General features: G+C 42.9%; 12 protein-coding genes and 2 pseudogenes. 9 read left to right on the top strand and 5 right to left on the bottom strand.

Going from position 1 to position 13,902, the window contains the following annotated elements:
• The first annotated feature begins 122 nt into the window (after positions 1–122).
• Together CSQ79_RS01775 and CSQ79_RS01770 are read left to right on the top strand one after the other, a co-directional pair.
• Positions 123–2,204 carry an acylase gene (locus tag CSQ79_RS01775; protein WP_099699478.1) on the top strand — a complete coding sequence of 694 codons (2,082 nt, stop codon included), beginning with the start codon at positions 123–125 and terminating at the stop codon, positions 2,202–2,204.
• A gap of 57 nt (positions 2,205–2,261) precedes the next feature.
• Positions 2,262–2,684 (top strand): acyl-CoA thioesterase, encoded by a 423-nt coding sequence (locus tag CSQ79_RS01770; protein WP_099699477.1) that lies wholly within the window; start codon positions 2,262–2,264, stop codon positions 2,682–2,684.
• A 98-nt stretch (positions 2,685–2,782) separates the two neighbouring features.
• On the opposite strand, the gene CSQ79_RS01765 is transcribed toward CSQ79_RS01770, so the two are convergent.
• Entirely contained in the window at positions 2,783–3,784 is a 1,002-nt protein-coding gene (locus CSQ79_RS01765) for a Rieske 2Fe-2S domain-containing protein (protein ID WP_099699476.1), read from the bottom strand.
• 52 nt (positions 3,785–3,836) lie between these two features.
• Between CSQ79_RS01765 and CSQ79_RS01760 the strand changes: the two are divergent.
• Both CSQ79_RS01760 and CSQ79_RS27260 read left to right on the top strand, forming a co-directional pair.
• A pseudogene (locus CSQ79_RS01760) lies at positions 3,837–4,439 on the top strand (TetR/AcrR family transcriptional regulator); the annotation flags it as partial.
• 57 nt (positions 4,440–4,496) lie between these two features.
• Positions 4,497–4,601: pseudogene (locus tag CSQ79_RS27260) on the top strand (IS1/IS1595 family N-terminal zinc-binding domain-containing protein); the annotation flags it as partial.
• Positions 4,602–4,673: 72 nt separating this feature from the next.
• On the opposite strand, the gene fabG reads toward CSQ79_RS27260, so the two are convergent.
• On the bottom strand, positions 4,674–5,438 hold the full coding sequence (gene fabG / locus CSQ79_RS01755; RefSeq protein ID WP_099699771.1) for a 3-oxoacyl-[acyl-carrier-protein] reductase: 765 nt from the start codon (positions 5,436–5,438) through the stop codon (positions 4,674–4,676).
• A gap of 253 nt (positions 5,439–5,691) precedes the next feature.
• Between fabG and trxA the strand changes: the two genes are divergently transcribed.
• A complete protein-coding gene (gene trxA / locus CSQ79_RS01750) occupies positions 5,692–6,009 on the top strand; it encodes a thioredoxin (RefSeq protein WP_099699474.1) in 318 nt (105 codons plus the stop codon).
• A 13-nt stretch (positions 6,010–6,022) separates the two neighbouring features.
• On the opposite strand, the gene prmA is transcribed toward trxA, so the two are convergent.
• On the bottom strand, positions 6,023–6,901 hold the full coding sequence (gene prmA / locus CSQ79_RS01745; protein ID WP_099699473.1) for a 50S ribosomal protein L11 methyltransferase: 879 nt from the start codon (positions 6,899–6,901) through the stop codon (positions 6,023–6,025).
• Positions 6,902–7,058: 157 nt separating this feature from the next.
• On the bottom strand, positions 7,059–8,639 hold the full coding sequence (serA, locus tag CSQ79_RS01740) for a phosphoglycerate dehydrogenase (protein WP_099699472.1): 1,581 nt from the start codon (positions 8,637–8,639) through the stop codon (positions 7,059–7,061).
• A 405-nt stretch (positions 8,640–9,044) separates the two neighbouring features.
• On the opposite strand from serA, the gene CSQ79_RS01735 reads away from it, so the two are divergent.
• Both CSQ79_RS01735 and CSQ79_RS01730 read left to right on the top strand, forming a co-directional pair.
• Positions 9,045–9,560, top strand: coding sequence for a hypothetical protein (locus tag CSQ79_RS01735; protein WP_099699471.1), 516 nt, complete (start codon positions 9,045–9,047; stop codon positions 9,558–9,560).
• A gap of 76 nt (positions 9,561–9,636) precedes the next feature.
• A complete protein-coding gene (locus CSQ79_RS01730) occupies positions 9,637–10,416 on the top strand; it encodes a photosystem II electron transport protein, Sll1252 family (protein ID WP_099699470.1) in 780 nt (259 codons plus the stop codon).
• A 158-nt stretch (positions 10,417–10,574) separates the two neighbouring features.
• Here CSQ79_RS01730 and CSQ79_RS01725 read toward each other — a convergent pair whose 3' ends face one another.
• The gene (locus CSQ79_RS01725; protein ID WP_099699469.1) at positions 10,575–11,360 is read right to left on the bottom strand and encodes an SDR family NAD(P)-dependent oxidoreductase; all 786 of its coding nucleotides are present in this window, start codon (positions 11,358–11,360) and stop codon (positions 10,575–10,577) included.
• A 210-nt stretch (positions 11,361–11,570) separates the two neighbouring features.
• Here CSQ79_RS01725 and CSQ79_RS01720 point away from each other — a divergent pair, with 210 nt between their 5' ends.
• On the top strand, positions 11,571–13,094 hold the full coding sequence (locus tag CSQ79_RS01720; RefSeq protein WP_099699468.1) for an alanine/glycine:cation symporter family protein: 1,524 nt from the start codon (positions 11,571–11,573) through the stop codon (positions 13,092–13,094).
• 166 nt (positions 13,095–13,260) lie between these two features.
• Positions 13,261–13,689 carry a universal stress protein gene (locus CSQ79_RS01715; RefSeq protein WP_099699467.1) on the top strand — a complete coding sequence of 143 codons (429 nt, stop codon included), beginning with the start codon at positions 13,261–13,263 and terminating at the stop codon, positions 13,687–13,689.
• The last annotated feature ends 213 nt before the right edge of the window (positions 13,690–13,902 follow it).

The following is a 13,902-nucleotide window of genomic DNA, read 5'->3' as shown; positions in this document are numbered from 1 at the left end:
AACCACAGAGGAGCCACATAAAAGGTGCGGAGGTTTCCTCCGTTGAGGAGGGAGTGCGTTGCGGGGGTCTCCCCCGTTGTAGCAACTCCCGTGATGGCGTGTACAGAGGGCGCAGAGAAAAGATGCAAAGGAGGTTTTGGCGATTTGGATTGGTGGTTTTAGGGTTGATTGTTGTGTTGCTGGTTGGGGGGTATGGTAGGGCAATTTTGCCAACAGCAACGGAGATTCTTTGGGATACTTATGGTGTTCCTCATGTGTTTGCTAAGGATGCGCGTGGTGCGTTTCAGGCTTTTGGTTGGGCGCAAATGCAAAGTCATGGGGATTTATTGCTGCGGCTTTATGGACAAGCGCGGGGACGTGCGGCGGAGTATTGGGGAGAGAGTTATTTAGATTCGGATCGCTGGGTATTGACGATGGGTGTACCCAACAGGGCGCGTCGTTGGTATCAACTGCAAAGTCCGGCTTTTCAAAGTTATCTTGAAGCATTTGCGGCGGGAATTAATCAGTATGTGCAAGAACATGGTGACTTGATTGATGATAAAGTTGAGGTCGTGTTACCAGTTAATCCGGAAGATGCGTTAGCGCATTTGCAGCGGGTGCTGTATTTTACGTTCGTTGTCAATCCGGCGCAAGTTGCAGGGGTAGAGGAAAAATACTCTGCAGGATCTAATGCTTGGGCGATCGCACCTTCACGTTCAGCAAATGGTCATGCAATGTTACTCGCAAATCCGCATTTGTTATGGTCGGATCGGTTTTTGTGGTACGAAGCACAGTTGCAAGCTCCTGGTGTTGATATTTATGGAGCGACACTTGTCGGGTTTCCTGGGCTAGCGATCGCATTCAATAATAATTTGGGGTGGACGTATACCGTCAATACTCACGATGGTTGGGATGCTTATGAATTACAGCTGCAAGATGATGGGTATCTTTTTGATGGCAAGGTACGGGCGTTTGAGACAGAAAATTTAACGCTACGGGTGAAGCAGCAAGATGGAAGCGTGCGATCGCAACCTCTTTTAGTCAGCCGTTCAGTTCATGGACCTGTCATATCACAACAAGATGGCAAGGCGTTAGCATTGCGAGTTGTCGGGTTGGATCAACCAGGGGTATTAGAACAATGGTGGAATATGGCACGGGCTAAAAACTTGACTCAGTTTGAAGCCGCGTTACAACGCTTGCAGTTACCCATGTTTACTGTGATGTATGCTGACCGTAAAGGTCACATTATGCATTTGTTTAACGGGCAAGTTCCTATTAGACAAGCAGGAGACTATCAATATTGGTCAGGTGTGATTCCTGGTGAGACTTCAAAAACGTTGTGGACAAAATATCATGCTTACCAAGATTTACCACGGGTAGTCGATCCGGCAAGTGGCTGGTTACAGAATGCTAACGATCCACCGTGGACAACGACATTTCCCCAGGTGCTAGATCCAGCAAAGTTTCCCGCATATATGGCTCCACAATTTATGCATTTTCGAGCACAGCGATCTGCACGTATGCTAGATGAAGATCGGCAAATCTCGTTTGAGGAGATGATGCAATACAAGCACTCAACACGTATGGAATTGAGCGATCGCATTTTAGACAATCTCATTTTGGTAGCACGTGAATATGGTAATGAATTAGTGCGTCAGGCGGCGGATGTTCTGGAATCTTGGGATCGTCAAACCGAAGCTAATAGTAGAGGTGCGGTGTTATTTACAGCATGGACAAATGAAGTCAAATTTCCTGAAGTGTTTGCAACTCCTTGGCTGTTCTGTTCTCCACGAACTACACCGAATGGACTAGCAAATCCTCAAAGTGCGGTTAAAGCTTTAGAAACGGCTGCTGGTAAAGTGAAACAAGCGTATGGTACATTGAATGTCCGCTGGGGAGATGTTTTTCAGTTACAGTATGGCAACCAAAAATTGCCTGGTAATGGCGCTTTTGATAACTTAGGGGTGTTTCGCACAGTTTGGTTTGCACCTCAAAGAGACGGTAGTTATACATCAATTGGTGGCGATTCGTATGTTGCAGCGATTGAATTTTCCAATCCCATTCGGGCAATGACACTCAACAGTTACGGTAATTCAACGCAACCTCATTCGCAGCATAACGGAGATCAGTTATCGTTATTTGCACAAAAGCAATTACGTCCAGTGTGGCGATCGCGTCAAGACATTCAAGCCCATTTAGAGGAACATAAAGTATTTCAACAGTGAATTAGTTATTATTCTCAACATGAAACACTTCATTTTTGTTGACTGAGAGTAGATCGAATGCAAAAAATTTCCTTTGATTTAGATATTTACTCTTACCAAATTGACTTCATTGGACACGTCAACAATGCTGTGTATATTCACTGGATGGAAATAGGACGGACTAAGCTGCTTGAAGCGGTGGGAATGCCAACTCATGAAATTTTCAAGCAAGGATTTGCACCAGTTTTAATTCAAACGAACATTATTTATAAATCACCCTTGTATTTAGGCGATCGCGTTCAAATAGATCTCTGGCTGTCTGAGTTGCGTAACGCTTCTGCTACTATGCAATTTCGTTTCTATAATAGTCAACAAATACTTGCGGCTGAGGGCGTTCAAAAAGGATTATTTATTGATAGGCAAACTATGCGTCCGCGACGGCTTTCTTCGGAAGAAAGAGCTTGGTTTATCCCATATTTAGACTCAACTGTTGAAGCTTAATTCACTAAATAAACTCTCTGACTGAAGTCAGAACTACTCAGACAAAGTGTACCTTCGTACACTTTAACTGGTAATAGTATGTTTGTCATACAGCAACTCTACTGGTAACTGAAGTTTGAAAAATTAGGCTCTGTAATATGAGGAAAGCTTTTAAAGTTACGCCGTACCCAGTCCATACCTACTTCATTATTGAGTTTAATTTTCTGTGGCGCATCTGCATAAATTTTTGCCAAAATATCAGCATCTTGCTTGACAACGACATTACCAAACTCGAGATATGTATTGCCAAATAGCTTGAAAGCAGGGTGTTTCGCTTGCCCAAAGAGCAAAATGTAAGTTCGCGTCCGATTCTCGGCTTCTGGTACAAAAATGTGACACTGTGCAGCTTTACCCAGTGGCATTTCTCCGTGAAAAATAACGAGAGATGGAAAATGATTTTCTAGGTGTGCTTTAATCGTGCTGGGCAGTAGAAATAAATCTGGCTTCTTGAGCTTTGCTGTCAAGCTATAAGGTGCTGTGGGCATATCGTAAAAGGCATGGGAATGATGCCCGTTATCAATAAATTGATGAAATTCAACTTCGGTAATTCGGAACAAATCGTGGTGTGTGCCATTTTGATGATTGTAGTCGTGCATAATCAGCAGCATTGTTAACAAATCTGTTGCAACACTCGTATCTGCTGTATGTCCAACAAAGTAATAGGTCTTGGCAATCTCATTCAGCACAGTAGGAATAGGAATTTTTGGTTCGTGTCCGCCGTAAGACCAAATAAAGTCGCCCTGAATTATTAAAGGCAAAGGATTGAGTTGAGGTAACGTTTTTTTATTCGATCCAGGCAAAACTGTACAGCCTTCTGCATCAAACTTCAAAGCATGAAATGGACACGTGACAACACTTGTACCATCATTTTGTGCTTCGCACCATCCTTCTGATAGCATTGCTCCCATGTGAGGACAAGCATTAGGTAGGGCATAGACATTTCCTGCAGCATCTTTCCACATCACATAATCAACACCATATAAAGAAATTTTGCAAGGTTGCATTGATAGCATCGACTTATGCGCCAACAACCAAGGTGCGCCACGAAGCATTGACAGCATGATGTTCTCCGCTTGATATAAAATTGTGAGGAATTCGTCGTGTTTTTAGAATATGACAAAATCTTCGCATTCGTCAAGAAGTTTGCGCCGTCAACCTAAACAACAACGTGGTAAGGAACGTGTTGAAAAAATCTTGGATGCAGCAGCAGCAGTATTCGATGAAGTAGGCTACGCCGCAGCAACAACTCATCTAATTGCGGCAAAAGCAGAAACAGCGATCGGCTCTATTTATCAGTTTTTTCCCGATAAAGCTGCCATCTTTAAAGCAATGGAGTTACGGCATATCGAGCGAGTCAAAGCGATGTGGGCACAAGCTAACACGCAGCAAATCATTCACTTACCATTACGCCAAATGATTCACGCGCTGGTAAGTGCTGTCGTCGAACTGTTTGAGCAGCCTGTATCGCGGGTAGTATTCGTACAGTTTTTTAGCTCCCGCGAGATTTTTCAGTTGATTGATGAAAGTATGACTCAGGAAGCTATTGATTTTGCTGCCAGTCTCTTTAAGCAACGAAACCTAGCATTGAATGAAACGCAATGTCATCTACTAGCAGAAGTTTGCGTTCACAGTAGTAATGCCGTTATCTTAGCCGCACTTCGCAACCCAGACGAACAGCATCGTCAACAGTTAGTGCAGCAAATTGAGGAGTTATTTGTTTCCTATCTAGAACCGCACATTGGTGACAATCGGTTAGAATATGTAATGAAAGTAATGAAGTGTCCCCATTGTCGATCGCAGCAGTTATCGAAAAACGGGTATAGAAGGGGAAAGCAGTGCTATCTCTGTAAGGAGTGTGGCAAGCAATTTGTTGAATCAGCTGTTTAGGTTTTCAATCATCGCCCTATTTAGCTGCAGAAATTGCCACTCCTGTGCAGCTCAATGCTTTAGTTACGCCATTACCATACCACCATCGACATTAAACACTTGTCCTGTAATGTAAGCAGCAGCAGGATCGCTAGCAAGAAAGCGCACCATACCAGCGACTTCTTCAGGTTGACCGTAGCGACCTAGGGGAATAAACTTAAGAATCTCTTCCGTATTACTGAGATTACCTGTCATATCAGTAGCAATAAATCCAGGCGCAACAGCATTCACTGTGATTCCCCGTGGGGCAAATTCTTTGGCAACAGTTTTAGTAAATCCAATCACTCCAGCTTTAGCAGCACTGTAGTTTGCTTGTCCTGGATTTCCCATTTGTCCTGCAACAGAGGTAATACTAATAATCCTTCCACTGCGCTGTTTGAGCATAATTTTACTGACGGCACGAGTACACAGGAATACACCTGTGAGGTTAAGGTCAATAACTGCTTGCCATTCTTCTGGCTTCATCCGTAATAACAGCGTATCGCGAGTAATTCCTGCATTATTAATAAGTACATCAATACGGTTCCATTTTTCCATGACAGCGTTAATCAGCGCCTCGACTTGATCGGCTTTGGATACGTCAGCTTGCAGCGCGATGGCACTTCCTCCTCCTGCGGCGATCTCTGCAACGACTTGTTCGGCTGCAGTGCTAGAACTTGCGTAGTTAACAACAACATTTGCACCTTCACTAGCTAAACTAAGAGCGATCGCTTTGCCAATTCCCCGCGAAGCACCTGTCACAATTGCTACTTTGTCACGTAATTTTTGCAAATCTGGTAATGCTTCCATAAATACACCTCTACAACTATCTTGCTCAAGCATTGTAAGTCGATTTGTGTCCTGAACCTATAGGAGAGGAGTGAGGAGTGAGGGATGAGGGGTGAGTTTTGAATCCTCAAGAGTTTTGAATTACACTTTCTTAAACTCAACACTCAAAACTGAGAACTCATAACTCCCTGATCTCTGATCTCTAGAAATAGGTGCGATCGCTGTCGGAAAAAATTAGGATAGAGATGCAATTCTAAAAAATAACCACTGTTCTATGGCAACTAAGCAACAGTTCAAAAACTTTGAAGAATTATTGGCTCAATCGAATGTTCCGGTACTAGTTGATTTTTATGCAGACTGGTGTGGTCCTTGTCAAATGATGGCGGCGATTTTAGAGCGAGTCAATGCGCAGTTCCAGCAACAATTGCGAGTTGTTAAAATTGATACAGAAAAATATCCTGAAATTGCTAGTCAGCATCAAGTTCAAGCATTACCGACATTAGTGCTGTTTAAACACGGTCAACCTGTAGAACGCATTGAAGGTGTCATGCCAGCAGATGCTTTGATCCAAAAGCTACAAACTTTGCTGTAGTAAGTTTATAACTTCAAGTACGGCAAATATTAAGGCAGCACCAGTCTTGTTTTTGCAATTGGCTTGTAACACGCCAGCCATGTTGATTTAAAGTATTATTAACTGCCTGGGCTTGGCTGACAAGAATTCCGCTCAAGATGCCCCAAGTTGATGCATGGGCGATCGCATTCCATTGAGGAATTAACTTGATAATAACTTCTGCCAAAATGTTACAGACAATGCCGTCTACTGGTGCTGATACTAAGGATACAAGCTGCTCGACACTTCCTTGCTCAACAATTAAGCACTCTGGTTTAATTGAATTGAGTTCGCTATTGTTTACAGTAGATTGCACAGCCAGAGGATCGACATCAACTGCATAAACTTTACTTGCGCCTAGAAGTATTGCGGCAATTGACAAAATCCCAGAACCACAGCCAATATCTGCAATAACGGTTTCACAGCTAACATGAGCTTCTAATGCTTCGAGACACAATTGTGTTGTCTGATGATTGCCCGTGCCAAAAGCAACACCAGGATCGAGTCGTAGGATAATGCGCTCAGTATCAGGCGTTGGTAGCCATGCGGGGTTAATTAAGAAGCGATCGCCAATTTCCTGCGGATGCCAATATTGTTTCCAACTATTTGCCCAGTCTTCTTCATCAAGCGATCGCTGGTACATTTCTGGTACGGCTAGATCCATCGATGTGGCATTTTCACTTAATTTTTGCAATAATGCTTCTAAATCAACTGCTTGCACTTCCTGGGACGGTAAATACGCTCGAATCAGGCGAAAATCTCCTTTTTTCTCGCTTGCCATTCCTCGCAACCCAAATTGATCTAATTGCCAAAAAACAGTTTCTTCTAGCACAGAGTCGCAAACAATCTGTAATTCACACCAAGTATTTGTCATAAGTTATAGCAGAAGAAGGGTCGTTGGGTAGTTGGGTAGGCGGGTAGCGGGTAGGTGGGTAAGAGAGAACAATAGTAAAGTAATCAAATCTCTTCCACACTCCCACTCGCCCACACTCCCACACTCCCACTCGCCCCTCGCTCCTCACCCCTCGCCCCTACAATGTCACCGTGTAAGCATCTCGAATGCCAGACACTTTGGTAATCTCATCTAAAATGCCATCAGGTAGAGGATCGTCAAGACTCAAAACCATCACAGCATCGCCACGCACAATTTTGCGTCCTACCTGCATACTGGCAATATTGACATTAAAACTACCCAGTAGCGAGCCGATTTTACCAATAATTCCTGGCATATCGCGGTGCAGCGTAAACAGCATATTTTGACTGGGAGGAACATTGACAGGAAATTCATCAATGTCTGTAATGCGAATTTCACTGTCACCCAGCAAAGCACCTGTCACAGAATGCTCGCCTAAAGAACCTTTGGCTTCTAAGTGCAGCGAACCTGCATAATCTCTAACTGCTGCATCCCGCGTTTCAATTACCCGAATTCCACGTTCTTTTGCTTCAATGGAAGCATTAACATAATTTACTCGTTCTCGTAACGCCTGCGAAAGTAGACCTTTGAGTGCTGCGACTACAATAGGCTGGCTTTTGTTTGTTGCAAGTTCTCCTTGCAATTTGACAACGAGTTGTTCTACTCTTCCTCCAGCTAGCTGTCCTACCAAGTTACCTAGAGTTTCTGCAAGTTGCATATATGGGCGTAGTTCTTCTAAAACATCAGGACCAAGCCCAGGAATATTCACTGCCGATCGCGCAGGTAATCCGAGCAAAACATCGCGAATTTGTTCAGCGACATCAATTGCGACATTGACTTGTGCTTCTGTAGTAGATGCGCCTAGGTGGGGAGTGAGAATTACTTGTTTTTCGAGTGACTTTAAGGGTGAATCTCCCAAAGGTTCTGTTTCATAAACATCAAGGGCTGCACCGGCAATTCTACCTTCTTTAAGTGCGTTGTATAGTGCCGTTTCGTCAATGATGCCCCCACGCGAACAGTTAATGATGCGGGCATTGGGTTTCATTTTGGCGATCGCTTCTGCGTTGATTAAGTGGGTTGTTTCTGGTGTTTTGGGTATGTGCAAGGTGATGTAATCAGATTCCTGCAGCAGTACATCCATTTCAACTAAGCGACAGCCTAACTGATCGGCTCTTTCTGTGGAAATAAACGGATCGTACGCCAACAGTTTCATCCCCATAGCTTTAGCTGCTGTGGCGACGTGGGAGCCAATTTTACCCAAACCAACAACACCAAGGGTTTTTTTATAAACTTCTGCCCCAATAAAACTTTTGCGATCCCAATTACCACTTTTGACTGAAGCATTTGCATCAGGAATATAGCGCGATAAAGCTAGCATCATCGCTAGCGCGTGTTCTGCGGCTGCAATTGTGTTTCCTTCTGGAGAGTTGACGACAACTATTCCTTTGCGGGTAGCGGCGTTAACATCTACGTTATCTACTCCGACGCCTGCTCTACCAATAATTTTCAACTGCGTTCCCGCTTCAATAATTTCTTGGGTGACGCGACTACCAGAGCGAATCATTAATGCGTCATATTCTGGTATAATCTGCGCCAGTTCTTCTGACGATAGTCCAGTTTTTATATCAACGGTAGCAACTTGAGACAGGATATCAATTCCTGCTTGGTCTATTGGATCGGAGACGAGAACTTTAGCCATAATAAGCAACAATTAGCAAGCAAGACTAGGTGGGAAAAACGGGCTTTTAATGATAACAGCAAAACGCTCTTGAGCAACTATTGCGTCAGCGATCGCAATCGTAGGCATGCAAAGTAAACTTCTGTGCCACAGCGCAGTTGCTTCTGCCGTAGGTTATTTTAACTGTAAAGGCGTCCACCCCAGAACATTTGACAAAATAATTTCTGCATTTGGGCTATACCCTTATTAATATACCGATAAAACACTATAGTTTTGAGCAAATCATAATTACGACAGAACCAGCAGCGTGCTTGCCACTGGTACATTAAAAATTGAGATCCTTTGCATATTACTTGCTGTATGTAAGTCAGCATGAGCGCAAAATATCTACTGAAGCATAACTGTCAGTTAATATAACTTGTTAAAATGAACTACCTGATTGCTGTATTACCAGATCGCATCCAAGCCGAAGCTGCTTACTTGGCGCTCGAAAAAGAAGGAATTCCAACGGATAAAGTTAGTATTTTGGGTAAAGGATATAAAAGTGCAGATGAATTTGGGTTAATCGATCCTAAAGAACAGGCTAAAAAGCAGTCGAAAATAATGATGTTATGGCTTGTGCCGTTTGGCTTTATTGCCGGAATTGCATTTAATTTGCTCACAGGTTTAAATACTTTCCCTTGGGCGGGAGAGATTGGCAATCAGTTAATTGGCGGCTTGTTAGGCGCTGCTGCTGGTTTTATGGGAAGCTTTTTTGTTGGTGGTGCGGCGGGAATAGCTTTTGGTAGTGGCGATGCTTTGCCTTATCGCAATCGTCTCGATGCGGGTAAGTATTTGGTTATTGTTCGCGGTTCAGAAAGTTTAACTCGTCAAGCAACTCGCGTTCTGCGTCAGTTTGAACCGGAAAACTTGCAAGGATATGTCGATCCAGCGGGAGCGTGAATAGAGGCGTAGAAGAGAAAAGATAATTATGATGGCATGATACGTCGTTAATTTAAGGTATTAAACACATTTCACAATGCTACCGAGAGAAGAACTGTTAAAGGGCGTTGAAAACCGCGATAGTATTGCACGAGTGATCGATCAAGCACAACAGGCAATTAAAACTTGGGAAGTTGTACTAACTGATTTTTTGTCGCCTCCAGAATTAGCTGAAACGCAACAAGTTTTTAGCCGTTTAACTGAAGTACAAACGATCGCATGGGGTGGCTATCCGCAAGCTGAAAGGCAAAGAGTCGCGATCGCCCGTGCTGAAATTCCTTTAGATTTGTCACAAGTTATCGTCGCTGCGCTGGATATTTCGGGTAATTTTCTGTTTGACACTGCAACTCATCGTGATTTTTTAGGTGCAATGCTTGGTACTGGGATTGTTCGCGAAAAAACTGGCGACATTATTGTTTTAGGAGAACGTGGTGCGCAGGCAATTGTTGTCCCTGAACTTGTAGAGTTTTTGGAGATGAATCTCCAGCAAGTTCGTTCGGTTCCTGTGAAAACACAACGCCTTGAATTAAGCGAACTGAAAATTCGCGAACCAAAGAAGAAAGAACTAACAACGGTTGAAGCTTCCATGCGGTTAGATGCGATCGCATCAGCTGGATTTGGCACATCGCGCAGCAAAATGGCTGATATGATTGACTCTGGAGATGTGCGCGTTAACTGGAAAGAGGTGACTCAAGCAAGCACCCAAGTTAAACCTGGAGACTTAATAGCAATTCGCGGTAAAGGACGTTTAGAAGTTGGAGAAGTTGCTGTCACTAAAAAAGAACGCTACCGCGTGCAGTTGACACGGTATGTATAACTGTAGTTTTGGTAATGGAGAATGGGTAATAGCTAATGAAAAAGCTTTTAGCACTTGGCAATTAGCATTTAGCTACACAGACGCTAACCGAAGATCACTAACGGCTGATCGCTATTTAATGACCAATTACCAATTACCGATTACCAGTTACCAACACTCTACTTTCTACTTCTTAAGACTGTTTTCCAAAAAGTTGTAACGGCTTCTCTTGGTAAAAATCGCGGTACATTTGCCAAGATTTGGTTGCGCAAGTCTCCAGGAACAACAACAGGATGTTCTTTTTGTAGCGCCGCTAAAGCTTCACGAACAACGACTTCTGTCGAAGTATAATTTTTTTCTGCAATATTAACTAAAACTGATGGAAAGTCTGCATCTTGGAAAAAACTTGTATCAGTAGGTCCTGGGCAAACTGCGATAATGCGGACACCATATTGACGATTTTCTGCCCACAAAGCCTCGCTAAAACTTAGGATAAATGACTTGGTTGCAGCATAAACACTAAAGTAAGGCATCGATTGAAACGCAGCAACAGAAGACATATTGATAATGTTTCCTGAACGACGCTGCCGCATTCCTGGCAAGAATAGATGTGTTAAATTCACTAGCGCCAGTATGTTTAACTGAATCATGTTCAACTGTCGTTCGCGATCCAGTTCAATAAAGTCACCGTATTCGCCAAAGCCTGCGTTGTTGATAAGTAGATCGATTATTATGCCTTTGCTAGCTAGGGTATCGAATACAGCTTGCGCTGCTTGTGGCGCGGTCAAGTCTTGGGCAATAACCTCTACTGAAATTTGATATTGCGTTTGTAGTTGTGTTGCTAGCTGTTGGAGTTTTTCATGCGATCGCGCGACTAAAACTAGATTTGTCTTGTGAGTAGCTAGTTCTTGAGCAAAAACAGCACCAATCCCCGCAGAGGCACCTGTAATTAAAGCAGTTGTCATGCTTTTTACCAAATGATTGTTTAAAAAATCTTAATATTACTTAACTTTAATTTTAGAGTTGATCAAGAGAGAGTTTTATACCAATGGAGATAGACAAACGAAAAGATTTCTAGCAAAACGCAAAAAAATGTTTCCTTGTTAACAGTTTTATTATCAAATAAATTTATAGTTTGTTTGACATTCTGTCCCTAGTGTTTGCATTAGTATCTGATGAGACAATATTCGCTTTTACGGGTGCTGCGAAAATCTCCTATATTTTCAGTAGTGCTGCTATTGGTTGTGTCAGGAACAGCTTTAGCAGCAGAAGAGACAACGGCGGACAATGGATTTTTGGCTGGAATCGATGCTGTTTTTTCCAGTTTGGTAGATACCTTATCGCAGGTACTATTTTTTAGCGTTGCAGGTTTACCATTTATCGTCTTGTGGTTAATTGTTGGTGCAGTTTTCTTTACACTGCGCATGAGTTTTATTAACTTTCGCGGTTTTGGTCATGCCATTTCTGTGGTTCAAGGTCATTATGATAATCCATCTGAAACAGGAGAGGTGACTCACTTTCAAGCTTTATCAGCAGCACTTTCTGCAACTGTTGGGTTAGGAAATATTGCTGGGGTAGCGATCGCAATTCAGCTTGGTGGTCCAGGTGCAATGTTCTGGATGACGATTGCTGGATTACTAGGTATGTCGAGTAAATTTGTTGAGTGTACGCTGGGTCAAAAATATCGCTTGGTGTCACCTGATGGTACAGTTTCTGGTGGTCCAATGCGCTACCTATCGCGCGGTCTAGGAGAACTCGGACTGCGTCCTTTGGGAAGGCTGCTTGCAGGTTTATTTGCAGTTTTGTGTATCGGTGGCTCCTTTGGCGGCGGTAATATGTTTCAGGCAAACCAATCTTACTCTGCGATCGCCGGAGTTATTCCTTTGTTTGAGGGACGAAGCTGGCTATATGGACTTATTTTGGGTGCTATGGTCGCTTTAGTGATTATTGGTGGTATCCGTCGTATTGGTGGAGTGGCGGAAAAACTTGTTCCTGCAATGTGCTTGATTTATGTTTTAGCTGCATTGTGGATTATTTTAGTTAATTTACCGCAGGTTCCTGCTGCTTTTGGCACGATTGTGCGAGAAGCTTTTGTCCCTCAAGCGGTTACAGGGGGATTTATTGGAGTGCTAGTACAAGGGTTCCGGCGAGCCTCTTTTTCTAACGAAGCTGGTGTTGGTTCAGCGGCGATCGCCCATTCCGCAGCCCGTACAGAAGAACCTGTTCGAGAAGGAATTGTGGCTTTACTAGAGCCATTTATTGATACTGTAGTCATTTGTAATATGACAGCGCTAGTTGTTGTGATTACTGGTGTCTACACCGATCAAACAGATAGCGGAGTACAGCTAACAAGTACTGCGTTTGCTTCGGTAATTACCTGGTTCCCGATTATTCTGTCACTTGCAGTGTTTTTATTTGCCTTCTCAACGATGATTTCCTGGAGTTACTATGGTGAGCGTTGTTGGGCTTACTTGTTTGGCGATCGCTCTACGTTAATTTACAAAGTCATCTTTGTTGTCTTTGTTTTCATCGGATCTGTCGTCAACTTAGGTGCTGTTCTCGACTTCAGCGACATGATGATCTTGGCTATGGCTTTTCCTAATATTCTTGGTTGCTATCTATTGTCTGGGAAGGTAGCAGCAGATTTAGAAAGCTATATGAAACGTTTAAACACTGGACAAATGCCAGTCTATAGGTAACTTAAAGCTGAGGCATAGAGCTTTAATTAAGTGGGTGCGAATAAGCGTCACTTACAGGCTAGAAATTGGTAACTGGTAATTGCTAATTGAAAAGAATATTTCTTGTCCATTACCTATTACCTATTACCTGACATAAAAAGGTGTGACTTTTAATCAGGAAAAAATTATGACCTGGCTACAAAAAAACCGTGTTTTAGTCCCAATTGACTTTTCTGAAGAATCGTTTGCTGCGCTTCAACCTGCACGAGAGTTTGTGCAAGAACCGTCTCAGTTGTATGTGTTGCATATTCTCTCTCATCTTCATCCTGCTGAGCCAGGAGTTATATGGAATACGATAGATGACGAGACACGTAAAAAACATGCATTAGAAGCACTACACGAGCGCCTCAAAGACTCAGAATATCAGGGCGTTCATCTAGCTATTTTGGTTGGCGATCCTAGCTCGAAGATTATTGACTATGCTCAGGAAATCAATGCCGACTTGATAGTGATCCCATCCCACGGACGTACTGGGCTTAGTCGTTTTTTGCTTGGTTCAGTAGCAGAAAGAGTCATTCGATTTGCTCACTGTCCAGTTGTTGTCCTACGAAAATAAGCTTATTCATTGTATATTTGAGGATCGAATGAGTTTTGCTTGTCTTTATAGCAAATTGAAGTGAAAAAATCTATTATAGTAAAGTCTTTTTAAAGAAGATAATAGACATTATGTTTTAGAGTAGCACAACAGCTAATTATTGGTGACTCAATGATTTAATTCTATCGCGTATTGATCGATGACTGTACTAAGTACTTGTGCAATCCAAGTCCA

It is taken from the genome of Gloeocapsopsis sp. IPPAS B-1203 (assembly GCF_002749975.1).
GTDB lineage: Bacteria > Cyanobacteriota > Cyanobacteriia > Cyanobacteriales > Chroococcidiopsidaceae > Gloeocapsopsis.
The sequence above is the reverse complement of the archived record's forward strand: the minus strand, read 5'-3'. Positions and strand labels throughout refer to the sequence as shown.

Coding starts and splice junctions, on each gene's coding strand:
- CSQ79_RS01775 (WP_099699478.1), top strand. CDS start 123: ATGCAAAGGAGGTTTTGGCGATTTGGATTGGTGGTTTTAGGGTTGATT.
- CSQ79_RS01770 (WP_099699477.1), top strand. CDS start 2,262: ATGCAAAAAATTTCCTTTGATTTAGATATTTACTCTTACCAAATTGAC.
- CSQ79_RS01765 (WP_099699476.1), bottom strand. CDS start 3,784: ATGCTGTCAATGCTTCGTGGCGCACCTTGGTTGTTGGCGCATAAGTCG.
- fabG (WP_099699771.1), bottom strand. CDS start 5,438: ATGGAAGCATTACCAGATTTGCAAAAATTACGTGACAAAGTAGCAATT.
- trxA (WP_099699474.1), top strand. CDS start 5,692: ATGGCAACTAAGCAACAGTTCAAAAACTTTGAAGAATTATTGGCTCAA.
- prmA (WP_099699473.1), bottom strand. CDS start 6,901: ATGACAAATACTTGGTGTGAATTACAGATTGTTTGCGACTCTGTGCTA.
- serA (WP_099699472.1), bottom strand. CDS start 8,639: ATGGCTAAAGTTCTCGTCTCCGATCCAATAGACCAAGCAGGAATTGAT.
- CSQ79_RS01735 (WP_099699471.1), top strand. CDS start 9,045: ATGAACTACCTGATTGCTGTATTACCAGATCGCATCCAAGCCGAAGCT.
- CSQ79_RS01730 (WP_099699470.1), top strand. CDS start 9,637: ATGCTACCGAGAGAAGAACTGTTAAAGGGCGTTGAAAACCGCGATAGT.
- CSQ79_RS01725 (WP_099699469.1), bottom strand. CDS start 11,360: ATGACAACTGCTTTAATTACAGGTGCCTCTGCGGGGATTGGTGCTGTT.
- CSQ79_RS01720 (WP_099699468.1), top strand. CDS start 11,571: ATGAGACAATATTCGCTTTTACGGGTGCTGCGAAAATCTCCTATATTT.
- CSQ79_RS01715 (WP_099699467.1), top strand. CDS start 13,261: ATGACCTGGCTACAAAAAAACCGTGTTTTAGTCCCAATTGACTTTTCT.